Here is a 24,246-nt window from a genome sequence, read left to right on the forward strand (position 1 = left end):
GACCTCGGATTGTTAACTGAGGTCGCTATGGAACTGTTCTTCCCTTCCGCTTTTCTCGCCCTGGCGCTGGCGCACTTTGTCGCCCTGCTAAGCCCGGGCCCGGATTTCTTCCTGCTGGTGGGCTACGCCGCGCGCTATCGGCTGCGCGGCAGCGCCGGACTGTGCCTCGGCATTGCCGCGGGCAACGCGCTTTATATTCTTCTGGTGATTATCGGCTGGAGCGCGCTGCGCCAGTTTACGTGGCTGTTTACGCTTATCGAGCTTTGCGGGGCGCTGTACCTGCTGTGGATCGGCTCGCATCTGATTCGCAGCCGCCAGCAGGCGCTGGCGCTGAATGAAACCCACCAGCGCTTCCCTTCGCTGCGCAAGCAGATCCTGCTGGGGCTCGGTTCGGCGCTGCTAAACCCGAAGAACGCGCTGTTCTATCTGGCGCTGATGACGGCCTTGCTGGGGCCGGACGTCACGCTGCTTCAGCAGGCGACCTGCGGCGTCTGGATGGTGATGGTGGTGCTGGCGTGGGATGTCGCGCTGGTGTCGCTGATGGGGCTATCGGCGGTACAACAGAAGCTCAGCCGTTCGCTGTGGTGGATTGAGCGCACGGCGGGGGTGGTGCTGATGGGATTTGGCGGGTGGGTGCTGTGGCGATTGTGCGTTAATACTCTATGACCCGACTCCATCATTTGTATTGAAATACACATTCATGACACCCATGAATTATTGTAATCTATAAACATAACGCATTGATTTAGATCAACTTTTTAGTCGATCTATATTTTTAACCATGATAAAAAGAGGGTTTTAATTCATCATCAAAAATGCCTGAAAAATGGGCAAGGACGCTTTTATGAGTACCCTGAATTTCTCCCAAACGGCAGCCTTTATCTGGTCTGTTGCAGATCTCCTGCGCGGTGATTTTAAGCAATCTCAATATGGCCGCATTATTCTTCCGTTTACCCTGTTGCGCCGCCTGGAATGCGTGCTTGAAGAGACTAAAGAGGCCGTCGTTATTGAGGCTCAAAAAGTCCGCTCTTCTCCCCTGCCTGAAGAAGCGAAAGAAAAGTTAATCCTGCGTGCCACCAACGGGCTGACGTTCTTTAACGCCTCGCCGCTGGATTTGAGCAAAATGGGCCAAAACGACATCAGGGCCAACCTGGAAAACTACATTCAGTATTTTTCCAGAGATGCGCGGGAAATTTTCGAGCACTTTAAATTCAGCGAATTCATTGGATTACTTGATGATGCCAACCTCCTCTACAAAGTGGTGCAGAAGTTTGCCACCACCGATCTCAGCCCGCAGGCCATCTCCAACCATGACATGGGGCTGGTCTTTGAAGAGCTGATCCGTCGTTTTGCCGAAAGCTCGAATGAAACCGCCGGTGAGCATTTCACGCCGCGCGATATCGTTCGCCTCACCACTTCGCTGGTGTTTATGGAAGACGACGAGGCGCTTACCAAAGAGGGCGTTATTCGAACCCTTTACGACCCGACGGCAGGCACGGGCGGATTTCTCTCTGCCGGGATGGAGTACGTTCACGAACTCAACCCGAATGCGGTGATGCGCGCGTTTGGCCAAGAGCTGAACCCGGAGTCCTACGCTATCTGTAAGGCCGATATGCTGATAAAGGGTCAGGACGTCAGCCGAATCAAGCTGGGCAACACCCTGTCTAACGATCAGCTTCCCGCCGATCGCTTCGATTACATGCTGTCGAACCCGCCGTTTGGCGTGGACTGGAAGAAGATCGAAGCCGACGTTAACAACGAGCATCGCAAAGGATTTGACGGGCGTTTCGGGCCCGGCCTGCCGCGCGTTTCCGACGGCTCGCTGCTGTTCCTGCTGCACCTGATCAGCAAAATGCGCGATGCGGATACCGGCGGGCGCATCGGGATCATTCTCAACGGTTCGCCATTGTTCACGGGCGGTGCGGGCAGCGGCGAAAGCGAGATCCGCCGCTACATCCTTGAAGCCGATCTGCTGGAAGGGATTGTCGCCCTGCCCACCGACATGTTCTACAACACCGGGATCGCCACCTACGTGTGGATCCTGTCGAACAAAAAGGCGGCGGAGCGTAAGGGCAAGATCCAGCTGATCGACGCCAGCAAGCTGTGCAGCAAAATGCGTAAGTCACTGGGCGCGAAGCGCAACATGATGAGCGAGGAGGACATTCGGCTCATCACCCGCACCTTTGGCGACGCCGAGGTCGTGGATCTTAAGGACGCGGACGACAAGCGCGCTGTCGCCAGCAAGATTTTCAACAGCACCGACTTTGGCTTCCGCCGCCTGACGATTGAGCGCCCGCTGCGCCTGACGGCGCAGGTCACGGATGAATCTATTGCCGCGCTGCGCTTTGCGCCAAAACCGCTTAACGCACCGATGGGGTGCCTGTATGACGCGTTCGGTGCCTTCTGGCAGGACGAGAACTACGGCAACTTTGCCGAGTTCGAGGTGGAAGCGCGCGCCGTTATCAAAGCTGAATTCCCTGAGCTTAAAGAGAAGCAGATTAATGATCTGCTCGACGCAACGCTATGGCGACAACAGCGCGCGCTGATGTTCAAAGCGCAAAAAATCCAGACGGCGCTCGACGGGAAAGCAGGTGGTCTCGCTCAGCCAAGCGATGATTTCAATCAGTTCCAGCTGACGCTCAAAGAGGCGTTTAAAACCGCCGCCGTTAAGCTGGATGCCAAAGAGCATAAGCAGTTCATCGAGGCCATTACCCGCAAAAACCCGGACGCGGAGCCGGTCGTCAAAAAGGTGCTCAGGGAAGGTGCGCAGCCGCTGTACGGCGCGTTTGCGTACCGCGGACAGGTGGTGGAGTTTGAGCAGGACGGCGACCTGCGCGACAACGAGAACGTGGCGCTCGATCCGTCTGTTTCGACCAGTGATTTGATTGAAGGCTACGTGAAGGCGGAGGTGCTGCCGCACGTGCCGGATGCCTGGATTAACGCCGATAAGCGCGACGCCCGCGACGGCGAGGTTGGGGTTGTTGGGTACGAAATTCCATTTAACCGACATTTTTATGTCTATAAGCCACCGCGCCCGCTGGAGGAGATTGACGCAGAGCTGGATGCGCTGAGCGCGGAGATAATGAAGCTGCTGCAGGAGGTACACTCCTGATGGCTAAGTATAAGGCGTATCCGGAATATAAGGATTCTGGGGTTGAGTGGTTGGGGGAGATTCCACTTAATTGGAATTATACACCACACAAATATTTAGCAGTTTATTACAAAGGCCGCACCCCAACCACCCTAAGTAGTGAGCCCAAAAGAGACTGCGTTCCATATCTCTCAATGAGCTATCTACGCACAAATATTGTAGAACATTATACATTAGTTACTTCTGATGCCCGGGTTGTGCCAGATGATTTGGTACTTATTATTTGGGATGGTTCCAATGCTGGAGAGTTTATAAAAAGCAAAAGTGGAATTCTTTCATCCACAATGGCAGTTGCAAATATAACACCTAAATTAAGCCATCAATACTATTGGTTTTCCTGTAATTGTATCGAACCAGAAATAAGACGACATGCAACTGGAATGGGCATTCCACACGTTAATGGAGAACATCTTAGATATATTGCAATACCGAGCCCCTCGGTTGACGAACAAATTAAAATATCCCAATTTTTAATTCATGAAACGATGAAAATAGACTTGTTAGTCGAAAAACAACAGCAACTCATCGAACTACTAAAAGAAAAACGTCAGGCAGTGATTAGCCACGCTGTAACCAAAGGGCTAAACCCTGATTTACCGATGAAAAATTGTGGGATTGAGTGGTGCGGGAGCACGCCAGCACACTGGTCCTCTCTTAAACTAAAATATATTTTCTCAATACAAAAAAATATCGCAGGTAAAACTGGTTTTGAAATTCTCTCGATAACTCAGCGCGGCATTGTCATTAAGGATACGCAAAGTGGAGAAGGGCAACTTTCAATGGACTATTCAAAATACCAGCGAGTAGAACCGGGGAAGTTTGCAATGAATCATATGGATTTACTTACCGGATATGTCGACATTTCAAAATACGATGGAGTAACCAGCCCTGATTACAGAGTTTTTTATTTAAAGAACAACATCGCTTTTCATGATAAATATTACCTTTACCTACTGCAGAATGGCTATAAACAACGACTATTTTTTCATCTGGGCCAGGGAAGTTCTCATCTAGGTCGGTGGCGCTTACCTACAGAAGCTTTTAATGAAATAAACTATCCTGTTCCTCCTTATATCGAACAGAAACGTATCACTTCGCATATCAACAATGAAACCACAAAAATCGACACCCTAATCCAAAAACAACTCCAGCAAATTGAGCTTCTGAAAGAACGCCGCACCGCCCTCATCTCCGCCGCCGTCACCGGCAAAATCGATCTGCGCGACTGGACGCCTCCCGCCAGCAGCACCGAAACATCCCTCACCGCAGAGGAGGCCACCGCATGATCGCCGACGTCACCAAAGAGGCCAACCTGCAGGCCGATATCATCAACCAGATGTGTCAGAACGGCTGGATCCCCGGCACGGGCAGCAAGTACGATCGCGAACGTGCACTCTATCCGCAGGATGCGCTGACGTTTGTCCAAATCACCCAGCCGCAGGAGTGGGAAAAATTCACCCGCATCTATCCCAACGACACCGAGCGTCATTTTCTCGATGCGCTGGTGGCGCAGCTTAAAAAAGCCGATGCCAACGCCACCGATCTCCAGTCCCGAACTTACGGCACCCTGGGGGTGCTGCGCCACGGCATCAAAAGCCATAACGCGCGCTTCTCGTTATGCCAGTTCAAGCCGGATCACAACCTCAACCCGGACATCCTTGCGCGCTATCGGCAAAACATTTGCCGTATCGTCCCGGAACTGGTCTACAGCCCTCACGCCACCAGCAATGCCACGGATGCAAAAGCCAAACGCTGGCGCATCGACCTGGTGCTGTTTATCAACGGTCTTCCCGTTGCCACTCTCGAACTGAAATCCGAATTCAAGCAGACGGTCAACAGCGCCATCAACCAGTACAAAAAAACGCGCCTGCCAAAAGATCCGGAGACCAACAAACCTGAGCCGCTGCTGACCTTCAAGCGCGGCGCGCTGGTGCATTTCGCGGTCAGCCAGTACGAGGTCTACATGACCACCCGGCTTGCCGGTGATGGCACGTTCTTTCTGCCGTTCAACAGAGGCACTAAAGAGGGTGGCGCGGGTAACGACATCCCGGAGGATCACCATGAATACGCCACCCGCTATCTCTGGAACGAGGTATTGCTCCCTGACAATCTGCTGAAGATCCTCGCCTGCTTTGTGCATCTGCAAATTGAGGAAAAAGAGGACTGGGACGGTAAAAAGATCAAAAAAGAGAGCCTGATCTTCCCGCGCTATCACCAGTGGGACGTCGTGAACAAGCTCATTGCCGCCGCAGATGAGGAAGGCACCGGCAACAAATACCTCATCCAGCACAGCGCCGGATCCGGAAAATCGAACTCCATCGCCTGGGCGGCGCATCAGCTCTCGTGTCTGCATAACGAAAAGGGGGAAAAACGCTTCCACTCGGTGATTGTTGTGACTGACCGCACCGTGCTGGACGATCAGCTGCAGGACACCATCTATCAGTTTGAACATGCGGACGGCGTGGTCGGGCGAATCAACAACCGCGAGGGGGAAGGCTCGAAATCGGAAAAGCTCGCCAGCGCGCTGGAGCATTCGCAGCCCATCATCATCGTCACCATTCAGACTTTCCCGTTCGTACTTAAAGCGATTGAAAACAGCACCTGTCTCAAAGAGCGAACCTACGCGATTATCGCAGATGAAGCGCACTCCTCCCAAAGCGGCTCCACGGCGCGCCAGCTGAAAGAGGTGCTGATGAGCGAAGGGGCCGACGACGATGTGGTCCTCACCTCCGAAGACATCCTCGACGCCACCCTTGCCGCGCGAAGCGGAAGCAGCAATCTTAACTTCTACGCCTTCACCGCGACGCCGAAGGCGAAAACACTGGAGCTTTTTGGCCGCAGACCCAACCCGCACGAACCCGCATCCAGAACCAACAAACCTGCGGCGTTCCATGTTTACTCCATGCGCCAGGCCATCGAGGAGGGCTTTATCCTTGACGTGCTGAAGAACTACACCAATTACAAAGTGGCCTATAAGCTGCTGCAAAAAATGGGTGATAAAGACCGGGAAGTGGACAGCAATCGGGCGAAGATCAGGCTCAACCAGTGGGTGACGCTGCACGATCACAATGTCTCGCAAAAGGTAAAAGTCATCATTGAGCACTACCGCCAGCACGTGATGCATCTGCTCGGCGGACAGGCAAAAGCGATGGTGGTCACCAGCTCTCGCAAAGCCGCCGTGCGCTATAAGCTGGCGTTTGATAAATACATTGCCGACATGGGCTACGGAAAGATCGCTGCGATGGTGGCGTTCTCAGGCGAAGTTGAGTTTCAGGAAAATGACATGAACAGCCTTGCGCTGTTGCACCAGAAATTCACTGAAATCAATATGAACCCGGCGCTCAAGGGCCGCGACATGCGTAGGGCGTTTGATACCGATGACTATCAGGTGATGCTGGTGGCCAATAAGTTCCAGACCGGCTTCGACCAGCCGAAGCTGTGCGCCATGTACGTGGATAAAGCGCTTGGCGGCGTGGAGTGCGTACAGACGCTGTCGCGGCTGAACCGAACCTATCCTGGTAAAAAGGAATCCGGCACCTTTGTACTCGATTTTTATAACGAACCTGACGACATCCTGGCTGCCTTCCAACCCTACTACCAAACGGCTGAATTGACCGATGTCAGCGATCCAGGTCTGGTGTTCGATCTGTACGAGAAACTTCGCGCGACGGGGATATTTTTATGGCACGAAGTCGAACAGCTATGCGAGGCTTTTTACAGTAAGAAGAAATCGAATGCGACGCTCAGCAATATTTGCCTGCCTGCAGTAAACCGCTGGGCAATGCGGTATGCCTCCGCGAAAGAGGCGTATATCAGCGCTAAACAAATCTATGAATTAACAAAAAAGGATTCCCCTAACCCCATTTTGCTCGCGAACGCGGAAAACAGTTTTAAAGCCTGCAAGCAGGAAAAAGATCGTCTGGAGATCTTCAAAAAAGATCTCGGCAGCTTTGTACGCTTTTATGAATTTATGTCCCAGATCGTCGCCTACGATGACAAGTCGCTGGAGAAGTTAAGCCTTTATTGTCGACATCTTCGCCCCTTACTGCGCGAAGAGGCAACAGATGAAAATGACGTCGATCTTTCCAATGTTGAAATGAGCCACTATCGGCTTTCAAAAATCCTGGAGCAGCATATCAAGCTTCAGGAGGATGCGGCAGAGTATAAGCTCAACCCGGTTAATGACGTCGGCACCGCAAAAGCAAAAGATAAGAAAGAGGAGTTTATGTCGCAGGTGCTGTCGCAGCTCAACGAGCTGTTTATCACCGAAAATCTGACCGACAAAGATATGCTCAACTATGCCTTTGTGGTTTACGATAAGCTCGCAGAAAACAAACTTGTCATGACCCAACTCGACAATAACACTCGTGAGCAGGCCATGCTGGGCGACTTTACGAAAGCCATTGATGACGCCGTGATAGACAGCAACGAAGCGCACAAGGAGATGATGATGCAGTATTTATCGTCTCCTGACGTTGCCAAAGGGTTTGCTCATCTGATGTATGACATCGCAAAAATGCGCAGGGAATTAACTCATGAGTGATATTCAACTTTTTAGCTATAGTGCTAGCGGCGTAAAAGAACTTTCCGGTAAAGCAGCAACCATCGAAAAAGAGCTGCAATCCTTGATAGAGTCCCGAATGGATACTTTTCTCGGCGTTCGTTTTCTCGACAGTGAATACAGTACCGGTAAGACCCACCGTGGACGCATTGATTCACTGGGTCTGGAAGAATAACTGCCTTTTGCTCCGGGGAAGATTTTTCTCCCGGAGCAGGTTAATCAAGCCCCTAACCGATAATCCCAGTCATCCGAATGAATAACGTTACCGTCACGATAATGCCAGGTAATCTTTTCATAACGAAGCAGAACAAGCTCAAGATGCCCCTGTTTTTCATGATAAGTCTCTTTCACGTCATGCATTAATGAAAACAGCGTGACGACTTTTACCGATTCCAGCGTTATCGTGAAATAGATTTCTTCCTGACCGGCATCATTGATTCTGTAAAGGTCGATAGTCGCTTTCCTGAGCGTACCGCCCGTGCTGAGCGCTTTATAGAGATAAACGCTGGAGGCATCAATTTCCTTTTCAATGAGAAAAGGGCGATGCTGGCGTTTGCTCAACACTCTGCCATTATGCAGGTCAGAATTATAGCTTACGTTATGATAGAGTCCTAAAACCTCAATTTGGTTTTCACGGTCTGTAACTTTCACGCTCCCTTTTATAATATTACCCGCATCGTCAGTTAATGACATATATCCCGGAATGGCCATTTAAATATCCTTATCGAATGGAACAGAGTGTTCAACGGTGGCAATCATAACGGCGAGACATCTTTTACCCTCAGGGCTTTTTATTTTAAACATCTCCCTGATGGAATCTACATAAAGCTTATTGCTCTCTGCTTCCGTCTCAGGGAAATTAGCAAAAGCGCAGACTTGTTCAATAGTGAGCAACGGTTTATCGTCTTTTAATATTGCTAAGACACCCTCAGGGTTATGCGGGATGGCTTCTGAAAGCGCCGCCTTTAAATCTTCAGCCGTACTGGCGTCTACTCCGGTTTCAAGGGCACTCGCCACCGCTAACCATGCTTGTGTTCCGCTCCTGATTTTCGGGATGATATGGTTCCACCATTCCGGCTCATCGTTATCATTTGAGTTCATTTCACCAACAACAGTGCTGGCCCCCTTGTCGTTTATCATTTGTAAAATCTGTTCAGGCGTATGATTTTTGGCAAATAAGCCCATCGGTAAGGACAAAAAGAATAGCGCAATAATATATTTCATTATCGTACCACCAGTATTGTGTCACCAGAATCATAAATTATATGGCGCTTGTCCTGGCCGTTCATAATGATGCAACCTGCTGACGCAGTACCTGGCGGCAGCCCTTTTTTATCACCATGAATTTGAAAGTGATCTCTACCAAAGGTATTGGTTCCGGCTATAGGCTCAAGAATTATGGCCTCTGCACTTTTATGATTATTCCATCCGGCAATAAAATAAATACCTCTGGGGATGGGCCCTCTGTTTCGTTGACTTTCACACTCGGGTTTATCTTTCGATTCACCAGCGCCGCTGTAGCAGTTAGCGACAAACTCACCGTTATGGCTCAATACTCCTGTCGATACTTTATATTCCCATGTCATTAATACCACCTCCTTTTACAAATAGTTCTTTATCTTATGACGGACAAGAAAATAGAAATTACCAGGAAGATCACAAAAACTTACTGCCGAGAATAGACAAGCACAAAAAATATATAAAAATGAATAATAGATAATTTTAATACATATATTTTTTAATATAATAGCGGTCTGTTCGCTCAGATTATGCATCCACCTCCTCTTACACCAGTTTTGCACTTTTGGTGAACTTCCCTCTATCCTTACCCCATGGAAAAAATAGCTGAACTCAAACGCGCCAAGCTGCTGGCGCTGTCGCTGCTGCTGGTTGCCGCCGCGGCGTTTATCACCACCCTGTTCCTGCCGCAGACCTTCTGGGTGCGCGGCGTGAAGGCCATTGCCGAGGCGGCGATGGTCGGCGCGCTGGCAGACTGGTTTGCCGTAGTTGCGCTGTTCCGCCGGGTGCCCATTCCGTTTATCTCGCGCCATACGGCGATTATCCCGCGCAATAAAGACCGGATCGGCGACAATCTCGGCCAGTTTGTGCAGGAGAAGTTTCTTGATACCCAGTCGCTGGTGGCACTCATCCGCCGCTATGAACCTGCCCAGATGATCGGCGCCTGGTTCAGCAAACCGGACAACGCCCAGCGCGTCGGGCTGCATTTGATGCAGGTGATGAGCGGTTTTCTCGAACTCACCGACGATGGACGCATTCAGCGCCTGCTCAAACGGGCGGTGCATAAGGCCATCGACAAGGTCGATTTCACCGAAACCAGCGCCGTGATGCTGGAGAGCATGACCAAAAACAACCGCCACCAGGTGCTGCTGGATGCGATCATCAACCGTCTGATTACCCTGATTCAGCGGGAGAGCACGCGGGACTTTATTGCCGATCAGATTGTCCACTGGCTGAAGACCGAACACCCGCGCAAAGCGATGGTGCTGCCCACCGAGTGGCTGGGCGATCAAAGCGCGGAAATGGTGTCGAACGCGGTGAACACGCTGCTGGACGATATCAGCCACGACCGCACGCACCAGATCCGCCAGGCGTTCGACCGTGCCACGCTGAAGCTTATCGACAACCTGAAAAACGATCCGGAAATGGCGGCGAAAGCCGACAACATCAAGCACTACCTGAAAAACGATGAGGCGTTTAACCGCTATCTGGGAGAGATGTGGGCCGACCTGCGCCAGTGGCTGAAAGCGGATATGCAAAGCGAGGATTCGCGCGTGAAGCAGCGCATCGCCAACGCCGGGCTGTGGTTTGGCGAAACGCTGTCTAACGACGCCAGCCTGCGGGCGTCGCTGAACGAGCATCTGGAGCAGGCCGCGCACCGCCTCGCACCGGATTTCGCGGCGTTTCTGACGCGCCACATCAGCGACACGGTCAAAAGCTGGGACGCCAAAGACATGTCCCGACAGATTGAGCTCAATATCGGAAAAGACCTGCAGTTCATCCGCGTCAACGGCACGCTGGTCGGCGGGACGATTGGCCTGATCCTGTTTTTACTCTCGCAGCTGCCTGCCGTGCTGGGACATTAATCTACTTTGGGCGGCGCGATGACGTAGCGCGTCGCCTCAAAGCGGTTGAGGATCAGGTGCACCAGGAAGACCATCGTCAGCGTTGCGACCAGCGAAAAGGTAACGGAGGTGATGCGGTAGAGATCGCTGAACACCAGGTCAGTGTCCGGGTGCATGTTCTGCCCGAACATAATGCCGATGGTCGTGATGCTGGAGAACCCCACGCCCGCGCCCACCTTTTCCATCACGTGCAGACGCGCGCCAAACGCCAGCCCGAGGCCAATCAGCGGCATCATCAGCAGCATATGGCTGCTGTGATCGTAGAGGATCAGCTGCACCACCAGAATATAGAGACAGCCCAGCACCACGCCGACCACGCGCCAGATCGAGCTCATCACCGAACCGCGGTAGTGCATGGGGAACAGGATCAAAATCCCCGCCATCAGCGCCGAAAGCGAATCGCTTAAGTCGCTAATCTGAAACACCACGAATATCAGCGTCGCGACGGTGCCGGAGAGCAGCGACTCGTGGCGCACGCGGGCATCGTCTTTCTCAATCAGCGGCGGCGGCCTGCGGGGCTCCACGTCCGGCAGGAGATAGTTCATCAGCGCGCTCAGGCACACCGCCATCACGCTCGCTTCGATGTTGGAAAACAGCAGCGTGTGCCAGCTGGTGGTGGGGTAGCTCATAAAGTTGAGCATCACGCTCTGGCACACCACGCCCATTGAGCCAAACAGGAACAGCGGCCCCTTGCTCATAAAGCGAAAACGCATCACGTACAGGGCAAACACCACCAGCGTCATGATGACCGGCCATTGCGACAGATAGCCGATAATGAAGATCATTTCGACGCAGTTTAGCGCGGCGCTGAAGATAAACTGCTTCGCCACGTGGCGGTTAAACACCGGCACCAGCGACAGGAGCATGATCGGATAGACTACGAAAAATACGCCGTAGCTGGTGTTGTAGAAGCTGGAGATGCTCAGCGCAATCATCCCGGCGAAGACGATGCGCAGGGTCTGGCGAAAGTCGTTTGCCGTATAGACGATGTTGCCGTGCGGGGTAAACACCCGCGCCAGGGTGCTAATAGACATAGTGAAGCAGGCTCACCAGGTGGATCTGCATCCCCGAGAAGAAGCGCGCAAACGGCCCCTCGCTGTTGTAGAGCTGCACGGTGGCGCGCGCGCCGGTCGGCAGATGCTTCGGCAATTCTTCGTCCAGCGCGACGTGAATACGCATGCGTTGGGCATCGCGCACCCAGCGGTTGGAGGTTTCCGGCTCGGACAGCTGGCCGTTCACGGCCTCCTGACCCGCCAGTATCCCCGCGTCGCTGCTGGTCACGTGGGCGCGGAAAACGTACCCCGGGAAGGCGTCAAACACCACGGCGGCATCGGTGCCCTGATGGGTATGGCGCAGGCTTTTTTCGCGAAAATCGGCGACGATATCGGTCTGGTTGTTCACTAGCGCCAGCGCGGCTGAACCCGAGGAAGCGTAAAAGCCCGGGCTTAACTGCAGGTTACTGACCGTGCCGTCCGCCTGGGCATAGACCTTCGTCCAGCCGAGGTTAAGTTCCGCCTCATCCAGCGCGTTACGGTATTTTTGCAGCGTCACGTTGCGATGCTCGTCCCGCTCGCCGCGCTGAATGCGCAGGTTATGGATATTGGCCTGGATAGAGCTGACGGACTGCTCGCTGCTCTGCCAGGTGGTTCGGACCTTATCCAGATCCGCCTGCGAGACGTTCTGCAGGGTACTCAGCTTCTGGTAGCGATCGAAGGTCACTTTATCGTTACGCGCGGTCAGCACGGCGGTTTTCAGGCTGGCCTGCGCGGCAGCGATCTGCGCATCCAGCTGGTCGTTGGAAAGGCGTGCCTGCTCAAGCGCGATTTGCGCCGCTTCCACTTTATTGCGAAACGGCGTGTCGTCGAGCTCAAACAGCAGATCGCCTTTCTTCACCTGGCTGTTGTTGTGGACATGTACCGCCGCCACGTAGCCGGAGACGCGCGGAGAAACCGGCGTCACCACACGCATCACGGTGGAGTCCGGCGTCAGCGGGATCCAGATATCCGCGACGATAAAGTAGACAAACATCAGCAGGAAAGAGGCAATACTCACCCTTACCCAGCGGGCAAACTTTTGTTCAGGGGTCATTATTTTTCGGTCTTGTTATCTTCTTCGCGGATTATCCGCAAATTGCAGGCGAATTGATTCAGGGTGGCGCTGAAAATGTCGATATGTTCCGGCGCGATGTTTTGCGATACGCGCGCCTGATAGGTCTCAATCACCCGAGTGAGCCTTTGTAATAGGGCTTTTCCCTCAGGCGTCAGCGTCAGAAGCCGGATGCGCTTGTCATAAGGCGATACGGAGCGCAGCAGGTAACCCTGCTTTTCCAGCTGTGTCAGGGTGCGCATCAGCGGCGGCAGTTCAATGCCCTGCACCTCCGCCAGCTCACTCACGGAGACGTTATCCCCGAGCTGATGAAGCTGCATCATCACCGTCCAGCTCGACTGGGTTAACCCGGTATCGAGAATGGCGTCGTCGATTACCGCACGCCACTGGCGCACGATCATCGCCATCCGCATGCCCATCGGCCTGCGGCTAAACAGTTCTTCTTCGCTCATGGGGAAACCTCTCGTCACACGCGGTAACGATAATAGTTATCAGGGTAAGTATCAAGAAACGAGAGGTAAAAGAGCAGGAATTGCGAAACGATTTTCTCCCTCTCCCCGTGGGAGAGGGTCGGGGTGAGGGCACCAGCCCGCAGCAGAGTTTAGCGGCTAAAAAGTCTCTGAACGGCACTTTTCCCCGAAGCCGTCACCACCACCTCCCTGTACCCCGCCACCCGCTGGATCCACCCTTTGCTTTCCAGATGAATGAGCAGCGCCGCGCCCGCCTCACCGCCCAGATGAAACCGCCGCTCGCTCCAGTCCAGACAGGCGCAGCAGGCTTTTCGCCGCGGGTGAGCGCTTAACGAAACGCCGAGCGTCAGGAACTGCTCGCGGCCATACGGCGTGAGCGCTGAACCGTCTGCCTCCAGCCAGCCTTCCGCCTGCATAAAATCGTAGATTTGCACCGCAACCGTTCCGGCAAGATGGTCGTAGCAGGTTCGGGCTTCGCGCATGGCTTTCGGCGCGGTCGTTTCAGGCGGGGTGATGCGGCTCCAGGAGAGCCCCATCATCTGCTCGACCAGCGCCGCCACGTCGTGCCCCGCCAGACGATAATAGCGGTGCCGCCCCTGCGACAGGCAGGTAATCAATTGCCCTTCCACCAGCCGGGCGAGATGGCCGCTGGCGGTCGACGGCGCAACGTCTGCCGCCGCGCTCAGCTCGGTGGCAGTCCACGCCCGCCCGTCCATCAGCGCGCACAGCATCTTTACACGCGACGGATCGGCCATTGCGGCAGCCACCGCGGCAATGGCCTGTTCCAGCGCCGCGCCGTTATCAGGAGGTAGGCTCGTTTTTAACATGTGTCGCCCAGGGTTCGGTGATCTCTGCGGCCAGCTTATCATCATCCGTCAGCAGAATAAGGTGATTCGCGTGGTCGCTGTACTGGGTAAGGATAGACACGCCGCGTGCAGCCAGCGCCGCCGCAATTTCACCCAGCTCGCCGGGGCGCTCCTGCCTGAGTTTCCGGATCACCGGCTTACGCACCGCCTGCACGGTAAACCCGGCGTCGAGCAGCACGCATCGCGCTTTTTCCCCGTCTTCCACCAGAAAATGGGCATCGGTACCAAATACGCCTCCGCCCTCCAGCCCCACGCCGTTGCGCCCGAGCAGCTGTCCAAAGCGCGCCAGCTCGCCGGGCCTGTCGCTAAAAATCACATGAACGTCATACATCCGTGTGCCCTCCGGTTTCGGAACTGTACTCCCGCACCAGTTGCGCCACTCGAATGCGGTAGTACGCGAAAATCGACTCCCGCCCTTCGGCCTGCGCCGCCTGATGGAAGACGTTCTGCTTCCAGCGGCGGACGGCCTCTTCGTCGCGCCACCAGGAAAGGGACAGGATTTTGCCGTCGGTCGTCAGGCTCTGAAAACGTTCGATATCAATGAAGCCATCGATGTCCGCCAGCAGAGGTTTGAGTTCGGCAGCGAGCTGCAGGTAGCGCGCCTGATGGGCGGGCGCGGCTTTGGCTTCGAAAATGACTGCAATCATGATGGTCTCTCCGTTGTGATGTCGGGGAGAGGATGCAGGGTAGAGAGGAATGATGCTTCGGCAAAGAGCGAAATGTTGTGCCGGATGGCGCTGCGCTTATCCGGCCTGTGGGCTCCTGTAGGCCCGGTAAGCGCAGCGCCACCGGGCAGGTTTTAGCTCAGAATCGACTTCGGCTCCATAAACGCCCGAATTCCCCACTCGCCCATCTCGCGCCCCACGCCGGAGTGCTTAAACCCGCCGAACGGCGCCTTCGGCTCATGGGCAAGGGTATTCACCAGCACGCGACCGGAAACAATCTGCTGCGCCACGCGTCGCGCGCGGTTCGCATCGCCGCCCAGCACCATCGCGCTCAGTCCGTAGTCGGTATCATTGGCAATGGCGACAGCCTCCGCCTCGTCACGATAAGGGATCGCGCACAGCACCGGGCCGAAAATCTCCTCACGGGCGACCGTCATCTGGTTGTTCACGTCGGCAAACAGCGTAGGGCGCACAAACCAGCCGTCTCGCGTGCCGTCTGGTCTCCCTTCACCACCCGCCAGCAGGCGCGCGCCCTCTTCGATTCCTTTACGGATATAGCCCTGCACCCGCTGCCACTGCTTTTCGCTGACCATCGGGCCGACATCCGTCGCGCTATCGCGCGGATCGCCCGATTTCACCGCCGCCACGGCCTGCGCCAATGCGGCTTCGATCTCCGCCTTGCGCGCCTGCGGCACCAGAATGCGCGTTCCGGCCACGCACGCCTGCCCGCTGTTCATAAATCCGGCCTGAATCACCAGCGGGATCGCCTGCGCCAGATCCACATCATCCAGCAGGATCGTCGGCGATTTACCGCCTAATTCCAGGGTAACGCGCTTAAAGCTCTCCGCCGCGTTGCGCAGGATCGCCTTGCCGGTATTCGTCGAGCCGGTAAACGAGATTTTTGCCACGTCGGGATGACGGCTGATGGTTTCACCGACGGTTTCGCCGCGTCCGGTGACGATGTTAAACACGCCCGCCGGCAGCGCGGCATCGCGCAGCGCTTCGGTGATGATGTGTGTTTGCAGGGCGCTCATTTCGCTCGGCTTGATGACTGCCGTACAGCCCGCAGCCAGCGCGGCCGCCAGCTTGCCGCAGATAAACCCCGCGTCGCTGTTCCACGGCGTGATGAGCCCGGCCACGCCAAGCGGCGTCATCTGCACCGTCGCTGCGCCTGCGGGGGTGATAAATTCAAACGCCTCCAGCGCCTCAATGGCCTGAGCAATCACCTCCGCCGGATAGCTGGCCATCCATGCAGAGCGCGAGGCGGGCGCGCCGTACTCTTCAATGACCGCTTCCAGCAGATCGTCGTGACGGGCGGCCACGGCGGCGTGCATACGTTTTAGCGCCGCGAGGCGTTCCTGCTTTGTGGTCTGCGACCACGCCGGAAACGCCGCTTTCGCCGCCGCAACGGCGCGCTCCGCGTCAATCTCATCCGCCAGACGAACCTGGCCGATGACCTGCGCCGTCGCCGGGTTGTACAAATCAAACCACTCGTTGCCGTGCGGGGTAACAAATTCGCCGTTAATAAAGATCTGTTCGATGGTGTGCATATAAACCTCCTCAGGCTGTGTGAGCACAGTCTGTCACGGCTTCTCCGTTGCGATAATCCACGCTATGCTGCAAGGGTTGTTTCGATTTTCAGGATAATCTATGCATCGTTCAGGTCTGACAGAGCTGGAAGTGGTGATGGCGGTCGTGCGACGCGGCAGCTTTCGCGCCGCCGCGCAGGAGCTGGGCATGTCGGCCACGGCGGTCAGCAACGCCATCGCCGGGCTGGAGAGCCGCCTTGATACCCGCCTCTTTAACCGCACCACCCGCAGCGTGGCGCTCACCGACGCCGGACAGCGCTACGTGGCACGTATCGGCCCGGCCCTGCAGGAGATCCGTCTCGCCAGCGAGGAGATCCACAGCGACACCGGGGAACCCGCCGGCACGCTGCGTCTGAACGTGCCGAACCATATCGGCGCCCTGTTTCTGGACCAGCTGCTGATCGAGTTTATGATCCGCTACCCGAAGATGCGCGTAGAGACCGTCAGCGAAGCGCGAATGATCGACATCGTCGCGGAAGGCTATGACGCGGGGATCCGCCTTGAAGAGTCCGTGCCGCAGGACATGATCGCCGTGCCGCTGACCGGGGAGATCCGCCAGCTGGTCACCGCCACGCCGGACTATTTTGCACGCCACGGCATTCCGCAGACGCCGGACGATCTGCTTTCGCATCAGGGGATTGGCATGCGCATGGCCCACGGCGGGATCTACCGCTGGGAGCTGGCCCGTCGGGGGGAAACGTACGCCCTTGCCGTGCCGCCGCGCTTTGCGACGTCCGATCTTTTTGCCTCGATCCGGGCGGTAAAAGCGGGATTAGGGGTGGGATTTTTGCCGGAGCTGTATATCCGGGAAGAGCTGGAGCGTGGAGAACTGGTGAGCGTCCTAAACGACTGGGCGCAGCCCTTTGCCGGACTGCGCCTGTACTACCCCGGCCATCGCCACGTCCCGCCAGGCCTGCGGGCGCTGGTGGCAACGATCCGCGAGCGCGGGATTATTCCAGGTTAGCCTTATTCAGCCCGTAAGCCGCGTCCAGCGAGCCCGGCGCCATGCGGGAGGTGATCCCCAGACGGTTCCAGGCGTTGATCGCCACGATGGCGAAGTTCAGCTCTGAAATCTCCACGTCCGAGAAGTGCTCCGCCACGCTGCGGTACAGCGCGTCGCTCACGCCGTGAACGCCAATCTGGGTCAGCGCTTCGGTGAAGGCCAGCGCGGCTTTCTCGCGGGCGCTGAACAGCGGGGACTCGCGCCAGGCCGCCAGATGGTACAGGCGCAGCTCGCGCTCGCCGGCAATTTTGGCCTCTTTCGAGTGCATATCCAGGCAGAAGGTACAGCCGTTCAGCTGCGACACGCGAATGTCGATCAGGTGCTTCAGCGCCGGGTCGATGGAGGTTTTTGCCACCTCCATGCTCAGGGCAGACAGCGCGTTGGCGAGGGCGGGTGTAACTTTGTGGTGGTTAACGCGAGTGCTCATTGTCTTTCCTCTTTTTTGTGCGGCATATGTCATGCTATGCGGCAAATCTACGCCGTTCATGACATAGTAAAAAGATACAAAAAGCGTGAAACGAGGTAGGACATGAAGCCGGGCTATCACGAGATTTATTCCCGCTATCGCGACAACATCACGCGCGGCGTGCTGAAGCCGGGCGATAAGGTGCCTGCCATCCGCGTGCTGGCGGAAGAGCTGAAGGTGGCGCGTAAAACGGTCGAAACGGCGTATGCCATTCTGACGGGCGAAGGGTATCTGGTGAGCCAGGGCGCGCGCGGCACGCGGGTCAATCCGGATCTGCTGTTGCCGGATAAGAGTGCCCCTGCGGAACAGCCCACCGGAGCGCTACCTGCATCGCTCATCAGCCAGCGCGAGCGGGCCGGGTTTCTGCGCCCCGGCATCCCGGCCCTCGACAGCTTTCCGTATAAAAAATGGCTGCTGCTGGCAGGTCAGGCGACGCGTTCCATGCGCCAGGAAGAGATGCTCAACCCGCCCGTTCTGGGCTGGTATCCGCTGCGCCAGGCCATCGCCAGCTATCTTAATATCTCACGCGGGCTGTCCTGCAGCGCCGAACAGGTGCTGATCACCAGCGGCTATAGCGGCAGCCTGCGGCTGATCCTCGACACCCTTGCCAGCCGCAGCGACAAGGTGGTGTTTGAAGATCCGGGCTATTTTATGGGCCAGCAGCTGCTCAAGCGGATCGTGCCGCGCCTGCACACGGTGCCGGTCGACCACTGCGGCATCGATACGGACTACCTGCTCCGTCACCATCGCGACGCCCGTTTTGCCATCGTCACCCCGTCGCACCAGAGCCCGCTGGCGGTCACCCTCTCGCTGCCGCGCAAGCAGCAGCTGCTCGACTGGGCCAGCCAGAACGAGGCGTGGATTATCGAAGACGATTACGACGGGGAATTTCACTACACCCGCAAGGTGCTGCCGTCACTGAAAAGTCTCGATCGGCACGATCGGGTGATTTTTATGGGCACCTTCAGTAAAACCATCATGCCGTCGCTGCGCATGGGCTACGTGGTGATGCCCGCCAGCACCGTCGGGGCCTTTACCGACTGCGCGGACATTACCACCAGCGGCCAGCCGGTGTTGACGCAAAAGATCCTCACCGCGTTTCTCAACGAAGGGCATTTTTTCCGTCACCTGAAAAAGATGCGCGCGCTGTATCAAACCCGCCGCGACTGGATGATTGCGGCTCTCCGCGAGGTGTATGGCGATCTGTTTTTCACCGAGCAAAACGACGGCGGGATGCATATCGTGGCGTTCCTGACCAGAGGCAGCGGTGACCGGGAAGTGGCGCGCTGCTGGCAGGAACAGCAGCTGCAGGTGAATGCGCTTTCGGAGTGGTATCGCGGCTCGGGCAAACGCTACGGGCTGGTGATGGGCTATAACAACGTGCGGTCGTATGAAGAGGCGCTGGCGTTGCTGGAGAGGCCGAAGCGGCAGACGCTTGCGCTGTTGAGCTGAAAATCGCCCGGTGGCGCTACGCTTACCGGGCCTACGGGATCGAGTAGGCCGGGTAAGGCGCAGCCGCCACCCGGCGATGACGTGTCTCACACATCATGCCGCGACAACCCCACATCCTTGAGCTGCTCGTCGCTCATCTGGCTCAGGATGCGGCGGGTACGGTTGATGCGATACCAGTTGCAGATCGTTTTGCCGATCCAGACAAACACGACGAACGGACGTTTTGAACGGTTCTCATAGAATTCCATGATGCTCTCCTCACTGTACCAGTGGGGTTATCATCCTGGAAATTGGCCTGTGCAATACAGACTCAAAAACAGCTTTTGTTTAACATACAGATCCGCTAAAACAGTATCTGCATGCCAATTTTTACGGCAATCTGTACTGGTTTTACAATCTGTATGGTGAAAACAAAGGATACAGCATGACGCGCTATCAACATCTCGCCAACCTTCTGGCAGAACGCATTGAACAAGGGCTGTATCGCAGCGGCGAACGTCTGCCGTCGGTGCGCACGCTGAGCCAGGAGCACGGCGTGAGTATCAGCACCATACAGCAGGCCTATCAGATCCTCGAAAACCTCCAGCTGATCACCCCTCAGCCGCGCTCCGGCTATTTTGTCTCGCAGCGCAAGGCCCAGCCGCCGGTTCCGGCCATGACGCGACCGGTGCAGCGCCCCGTGGACGTCACCCAGTGGGATGAGGTGATGATGCTGCTGGACGCCCGTGCCGATAAAGAGATGATCTCCTTCGGCGGCGGCTCGCCGGATATTAACCAGCCGAGCCTGAAGCCCCTGTGGCGCGAGATGAGCCGCATCGCGCAGCACAACCCTGCCGAGATGCTGAGCTATGACGTGCTCGACGGCCGCCTGGAGCTGCGCGAGCAGATCGCCCGCCTGATGCTGGACGGCGGCTCCACCGTGGCAGCGAACGAGATTGTCATCACCAACGGCTGCCACGGCGCGCTGTCGATTGCCCTGCTCTCGGTGTGCAAGCCGGGGGATATCGTGGCGGTGGAGTCGCCGTCGTTTCATGGCACCATGCAGATGCTGCGCGGATTTGACATCAAGGCGATTGAAATTCCTACCGATCCCGAGACCGGGATCAGCATCGAGGCATTAGAGCTGGCGCTGGAGCAGTGGCCGATCAAGGCCGTGATTCTGGTGCCCAACTGCAATAACCCGCTCGGGTTTATCATGCCGGAAGCGCGGAAAAAGCAGGTCTTAGCCCTGGCCCAGCGGCACGATATCGTGATCGTGGAGGATGACATTTACGGCGAGCTGGCGGCGGAGTACCCGCGCCCGCGCACCATTCATTCGATGGATATCGACGGCCGCGTGATCCTCTGCAGCTCGTTTACCAAAACCGTGGCGCCGGGCCTGCGCGTCGGCTGGATTGTGCCGGGGCGCTATTACGACCGGGTGATGCACATGAAATACGCCGCAGGCGGGTTTAACGTGCCGGGTACGCAGATGGCGGTGGCGGCGTTTATTCGCGACGGCCATTACCATCGCCACGTGCGCCGTATGCGCCAGATTTATCAGCAGAATATGGAAACCTACACCTGCTGGGTGCGGCAGTATTTTCCGGCAGAGATTTGCGTCACGCGCCCGCAGGGCAGCTTCCTGCTGTGGATTGAGCTGCCGGAGAAGGTCGATATGGTGTGCGTCAGCAAGCAGCTGTGTCGGCTGAAGATCCAGGCCGCGGCCGGATCGCTGTTTTCCGCCTCCGGGAAGTACCGCAACTGTCTGCGGATCAACGTGGCGCTGCCGCCGACGGAGAAGAATCGCGAGGCGTTGAAGAAGATGGGTGAAGCGATTGTGATTGCGATGGAGGAGTAGTGCGGCCTGATGCCCTCACCCCGACCCTCTCCCACAGGGAGAGGGAGAAAACCGATCCTGTAGGCCCGGTAAGCGCAGCGCCACCGGGCAACAGGCAGGTTACTCGTCGAAGTACCAGTATCCCTGGTTAATCAGCCCGGTGAGCTCTTCAACAAACGCCGGGTTATTCAGCGCATCGCCCAGCTCGGCCTGGCCGAGTTCGGTGTAGCGGCACAGCGCATCCGCCGCTTTCGCGTCTACCGTCTCCAGCTGTTCGCTGTTGATAAAGAAGCTGCCGTTGACGTTCAGCACGCGCAGGCCGCTCAGGCGAGACAGCGTTTCGCCGCCCTGCAGCGCGTCCAGCACCTCTTCCGGCGCGTACGGCGGCTCGGCGGTGGCGATATCCAGCTCGTGGCGCGGCGTGGAGACAAAGCTGCCGAACCATTTTGTGAAATCATCCGGCTTGCTAATCATGTCGAACATCATCTGGCGAATGCGATCGAGTTCGTACTGCTCCACGCGGCCCGGGTGTTCGCGACAGGTCAGATCCGGATCGCTGTAGTGCTCGCCCCCCAGATCGTTTTCCAGCGCGTAATCGGCGAAGCTGCTGATCAGATCGCGACCGTTCGGCCCGCGGAAACCGACGGAGTAGTTGAGCGCCGTCTCATGGGTAAAGCCGTCGTGCGGGAATCCAGGCGGGATGTAGAGGATATCGCCCGGGGCCAGATCTTCGTCGATGATCGGCTCAAACGGATCGACGTGCAGCAGCGCCGGATGCGGGCAGAACTGACGCATCGGCAGCTTGTCCCCCACGCGCCAGCGGCGACTGCCCATCCCCTGAATAATAAACACGTCGTATTGATCGATATGCGGACCCACGCCGCCACCCGGCACGGAGAAGGAGATCATCAGGTCATCCAGACGCCAGTCCGGCAGGACGCGGAACGGACGCACCAGCTCCGCGGCGGGCATATGCCAGTGGTTCACCGCCTGCGCCAGCAGCGACCAGCCGGTTTCACCCAGATCGTCAAAGTGCTCAAACGGACCATTGCTGGCCTGCCATTTGCCGTTGAAATGGCTCACCAGACGGCTATCGACTTCCGGCTCCATCGCTAGCCCGGCCAGCTCGTCCGGAGTAATCGGGTCGACAAAATTCGGGAAGGCATTTTTCAGCACTACGGGTTGTTTTTGCCAGTATTTCTCAAGAAATTCCGGCCAGTTCAGGTTCAGTTGATACGCCATGGGTAGCACCAGTGAGAGGGGAAACAGGCGCGATTATGGTGGAGAGCGTGGAGGGCTGCTTTGTCGTGGGTCAAGCGCAGATGATTTGCCTGCCACGCGCGTGTTGGCAATGATTAAACCTGGTCATTAGGTGAAGTGGTATTAAAGTAAAACTTAAATGATAATTTTTCCTGAACCTTTTCCCCCGTCCGACGTTTACTTTTACTCAAGGCATCTTACCTCTTAAAACTGGTAGTTTTTTAATTTTAAGAACAAGATTAGCATTAGAGATTGTCATTCTTTATATTTAGCTCTAAGCTATTTTCTTTTGCATACCTGGCTCATTAAAGGCAATGATTAGAATCACAAGGACTGTTGAAAGCGAACATTGCTTACAAGAATATATTTCAACGTTTTCTGCCTTAAATAATCTTATTGACCGACACCTTTCTAAAACTTATCTCAATCTTTTTGCCCGCCCTCAGCAGGCTGAAGATGGTGCGGTTGAATGGTATAGCGAAATAAATGGTAAACCCCAACGCTTTAACGCTTTAAACGTCGTTGAGCGAGACAAAATCGCCATACTCCTCTCACAAAAGCTGGCGGCACTCACTCAACTTCATCAAACACTCTCGACTAGCGCGCAGACTTCTCCCGAAACACTGCAGTTACTGGCAAAAATAGCCAGACAGCCCTCACCAGAAAGAATATGGATCGTTGACGGTCAGCCTGTGATTACAGGCTGGGACATCATGCCTGAAACTAAGTTGCCGGCAGAACCGCTGGCTAAAAAGCGTGGGTGGTTATGGCTGGGGCTTTTAGCACTGGCTCTGCTTCTGGCTCTTGTTCTCCTGCGCGGCTGCTGGCCGACTGTCAAAGTAGCCACTCCTGCCGTTTCTCCCGTCCAGCCAGCCCCTGAGCATCAGGTCAAAATGCTCTGCCCGGCACAGCGGACAAAACAGCAGGCACCTGAAATGGTTATTATTTTTGATGCTTCTGGCTCTATGGCCATGAGCATGGATGCCACACCAGAAGAGATAATGCGGTGGATGCAGGATAAACCTGTACCCGGTATCGATCGTGAACCTCGTCGCATTACGCTCGCGCATCAATCCGCTAAACACATTATCGATGACGTGCCAAATGACATGGACATTAGCCTTATTGCCGCAGCTAATTGCCACCAGGTGAACGCAACTCCGGCTTTCCTGCCGGAACAACGCGCTGAGCTAAAAAAGTTAATTGATAAAATCCAGCCGGTGGGTAAAACCGCTCTGGCAGAGGCGTTAGAAGAGGCGGGGAAACGAGTTAATGGCGTTGACCGTGATGCCATAATTCTACTGGTGACGGACGGGGAAGAGACATGCGGAGGCTCGCCTTGCGATGTCGCGCTTGAGCTAAAAAAACGTAAGCCCCGATTACAGGTCAATGTTGTCGATATCATGAATACCGGCGCCGGAAACTGTATTGCCAGCAATACAGGTGGAAAGGTATTTGCTGTCAATAATACGCAGGAGTTTAATAAGATGATGAACAACGCCGTGAAGGAATATATACCGCAGGGTTGTGATTAACACATTAGAGAAAATGAATACATTGCCAGAAATATAGTTTCACAGCGAAACTTTTTTGCGGCAATCGGATATGCGCACGTCCCAATAATAAGTTTAGTTTAGGTCTAAACGTTTTCGGCCATTTGCCGATAATACTCAATATTTTGTTGCCATAAACAAT

22 protein-coding genes and 1 pseudogene are annotated in these 24,246 nt (G+C 55.6%); 10 read left to right on the forward strand and 13 right to left on the reverse strand.

Features of this window, described 5'->3' with window-relative positions; translation table 11 throughout:
- Positions 1–27 precede the first annotated feature (27 nt).
- The 5 genes and pseudogenes from USF70_RS14730 to USF70_RS14750 all read left to right on the forward strand — a co-directional run.
- Positions 28–666 carry a LysE family translocator gene (locus tag USF70_RS14730; RefSeq protein WP_221702816.1) on the forward strand — a complete coding sequence of 213 codons (639 nt, stop codon included), beginning with the start codon at positions 28–30 and terminating at the stop codon, positions 664–666.
- Between the two features lie 178 nt (positions 667–844).
- The gene (locus tag USF70_RS14735; RefSeq protein WP_232938654.1) at positions 845–3,112 is read left to right on the forward strand and encodes a type I restriction-modification system subunit M; all 2,268 of its coding nucleotides are present in this window, start codon (positions 845–847) and stop codon (positions 3,110–3,112) included.
- A complete protein-coding gene (locus tag USF70_RS14740; RefSeq protein WP_320735731.1) occupies positions 3,112–4,437 on the forward strand; it encodes a restriction endonuclease subunit S in 1,326 nt (441 codons plus the stop codon). Before USF70_RS14735 ends, USF70_RS14740 begins: the two co-directional genes overlap by 1 nt.
- Positions 4,434–7,694 carry a type I restriction endonuclease subunit R gene (locus USF70_RS14745; RefSeq protein WP_232938657.1) on the forward strand — a complete coding sequence of 1,087 codons (3,261 nt, stop codon included), beginning with the start codon at positions 4,434–4,436 and terminating at the stop codon, positions 7,692–7,694. The genes USF70_RS14740 and USF70_RS14745 overlap by 4 nt, the downstream gene beginning before the upstream one ends.
- Positions 7,687–7,884: pseudogene (locus tag USF70_RS14750) on the forward strand (DUF91 domain-containing protein); the annotation flags it as partial. The gene USF70_RS14745 and the pseudogene USF70_RS14750, both read left to right, overlap by 8 nt.
- Positions 7,885–7,931: 47 nt before the next feature.
- Here USF70_RS14750 and tssD read toward each other — a convergent pair.
- Genes tssD through USF70_RS14765 form a run of 3 tightly spaced genes read right to left on the reverse strand, consistent with a single transcriptional unit; the run spans position 7,932 to position 9,298 of the window.
- Positions 7,932–8,423, reverse strand: coding sequence for a type VI secretion system tube protein TssD (tssD, locus tag USF70_RS14755; protein ID WP_167818840.1), 492 nt, complete (start codon positions 8,421–8,423; stop codon positions 7,932–7,934).
- Positions 8,424–8,936, reverse strand: coding sequence for a hypothetical protein (locus USF70_RS14760; RefSeq protein ID WP_232938658.1), 513 nt, complete (start codon positions 8,934–8,936; stop codon positions 8,424–8,426).
- A complete protein-coding gene (locus USF70_RS14765) occupies positions 8,936–9,298 on the reverse strand; it encodes a tlde1 domain-containing protein (protein WP_039262252.1) in 363 nt (120 codons plus the stop codon). Before USF70_RS14765 ends, USF70_RS14760 begins: the two co-directional genes overlap by 1 nt.
- Positions 9,299–9,544: 246 nt before the next feature.
- Here USF70_RS14765 and USF70_RS14770 point away from each other — a divergent pair, with 246 nt between their 5' ends.
- The gene (locus tag USF70_RS14770) at positions 9,545–10,816 is read left to right on the forward strand and encodes a DUF445 domain-containing protein (RefSeq protein ID WP_032660921.1); all 1,272 of its coding nucleotides are present in this window, start codon (positions 9,545–9,547) and stop codon (positions 10,814–10,816) included.
- On the opposite strand, the gene USF70_RS14775 is transcribed toward USF70_RS14770, so the two are convergent.
- From USF70_RS14775 to USF70_RS14805, 7 genes are all read right to left on the reverse strand, one after another.
- A complete protein-coding gene (locus USF70_RS14775; protein ID WP_023310256.1) occupies positions 10,813–11,889 on the reverse strand; it encodes a DUF2955 domain-containing protein in 1,077 nt (358 codons plus the stop codon). The genes USF70_RS14770 and USF70_RS14775 overlap by 4 nt on opposite strands.
- Positions 11,879–12,946, reverse strand: a complete 1,068-nt coding sequence (locus tag USF70_RS14780) for an HlyD family secretion protein (protein ID WP_320710368.1) — start codon at positions 12,944–12,946, stop codon at positions 11,879–11,881. The genes USF70_RS14775 and USF70_RS14780 overlap by 11 nt, the downstream gene beginning before the upstream one ends.
- Complete coding sequence (locus USF70_RS14785) at positions 12,943–13,413, reverse strand: MarR family winged helix-turn-helix transcriptional regulator (RefSeq protein WP_094935516.1); 471 nt, start codon at positions 13,411–13,413, stop codon at positions 12,943–12,945. The genes USF70_RS14780 and USF70_RS14785 overlap by 4 nt, the downstream gene beginning before the upstream one ends.
- A 149-nt stretch (positions 13,414–13,562) precedes the next feature.
- Complete coding sequence (locus USF70_RS14790) at positions 13,563–14,258, reverse strand: winged helix-turn-helix domain-containing protein (RefSeq protein WP_320710205.1); 696 nt, start codon at positions 14,256–14,258, stop codon at positions 13,563–13,565.
- Positions 14,233–14,628 (reverse strand): amino acid-binding protein, encoded by a 396-nt coding sequence (locus USF70_RS14795; RefSeq protein WP_069303617.1) that lies wholly within the window; start codon positions 14,626–14,628, stop codon positions 14,233–14,235. Before USF70_RS14795 ends, USF70_RS14790 begins: the two co-directional genes overlap by 26 nt.
- Positions 14,621–14,944: an antibiotic biosynthesis monooxygenase family protein gene (locus USF70_RS14800; protein ID WP_069303616.1), complete on the reverse strand. Its 324-nt coding sequence runs from the start codon at positions 14,942–14,944 to the stop codon at positions 14,621–14,623. The genes USF70_RS14795 and USF70_RS14800 overlap by 8 nt, the downstream gene beginning before the upstream one ends.
- Positions 14,945–15,096: 152 nt before the next feature.
- Entirely contained in the window at positions 15,097–16,512 is a 1,416-nt protein-coding gene (locus USF70_RS14805) for an aldehyde dehydrogenase family protein (protein WP_320735732.1), read from the reverse strand.
- A 100-nt stretch (positions 16,513–16,612) separates the two neighbouring features.
- Between USF70_RS14805 and USF70_RS14810 the strand changes: the two genes are divergently transcribed.
- Positions 16,613–17,515: a LysR family transcriptional regulator gene (locus tag USF70_RS14810; RefSeq protein ID WP_221702827.1), complete on the forward strand. Its 903-nt coding sequence runs from the start codon at positions 16,613–16,615 to the stop codon at positions 17,513–17,515.
- On the opposite strand, the gene USF70_RS14815 is transcribed toward USF70_RS14810, so the two are convergent.
- Complete coding sequence (locus USF70_RS14815) at positions 17,502–17,981, reverse strand: carboxymuconolactone decarboxylase family protein (RefSeq protein WP_014882392.1); 480 nt, start codon at positions 17,979–17,981, stop codon at positions 17,502–17,504. The genes USF70_RS14810 and USF70_RS14815 overlap by 14 nt on opposite strands.
- Before the next feature lie 102 nt (positions 17,982–18,083).
- Here USF70_RS14815 and USF70_RS14820 point away from each other — a divergent pair, with 102 nt between their 5' ends.
- Positions 18,084–19,472: a PLP-dependent aminotransferase family protein gene (locus tag USF70_RS14820; protein WP_320735733.1), complete on the forward strand. Its 1,389-nt coding sequence runs from the start codon at positions 18,084–18,086 to the stop codon at positions 19,470–19,472.
- Between the two features lie 86 nt (positions 19,473–19,558).
- Here the strand turns inward: USF70_RS14820 and USF70_RS14825 are convergent, their stop codons facing one another.
- Positions 19,559–19,720, reverse strand: coding sequence for a DUF1127 domain-containing protein (locus USF70_RS14825; protein WP_032642726.1), 162 nt, complete (start codon positions 19,718–19,720; stop codon positions 19,559–19,561).
- A gap of 176 nt (positions 19,721–19,896) precedes the next feature.
- On the opposite strand from USF70_RS14825, the gene USF70_RS14830 reads away from it, so the two are divergent.
- On the forward strand, positions 19,897–21,312 hold the full coding sequence (locus USF70_RS14830; protein ID WP_033144539.1) for a PLP-dependent aminotransferase family protein: 1,416 nt from the start codon (positions 19,897–19,899) through the stop codon (positions 21,310–21,312).
- A 99-nt stretch (positions 21,313–21,411) separates the two neighbouring features.
- Here the strand turns inward: USF70_RS14830 and USF70_RS14835 are convergent, their stop codons facing one another.
- Positions 21,412–22,533 (reverse strand): cupin domain-containing protein, encoded by a 1,122-nt coding sequence (locus USF70_RS14835; protein WP_033144538.1) that lies wholly within the window; start codon positions 22,531–22,533, stop codon positions 21,412–21,414.
- 332 nt (positions 22,534–22,865) lie between these two features.
- Here USF70_RS14835 and USF70_RS14840 point away from each other — a divergent pair, with 332 nt between their 5' ends.
- Complete coding sequence (locus USF70_RS14840; RefSeq protein ID WP_033144537.1) at positions 22,866–24,086, forward strand: VWA domain-containing protein; 1,221 nt, start codon at positions 22,866–22,868, stop codon at positions 24,084–24,086.
- The last annotated feature ends 160 nt before the right edge of the window (positions 24,087–24,246 follow it).

Source organism: Enterobacter sp. 237C8 (genome assembly GCF_034106865.1).
Classification (GTDB): domain Bacteria; phylum Pseudomonadota; class Gammaproteobacteria; order Enterobacterales; family Enterobacteriaceae; genus Enterobacter; species Enterobacter asburiae_B.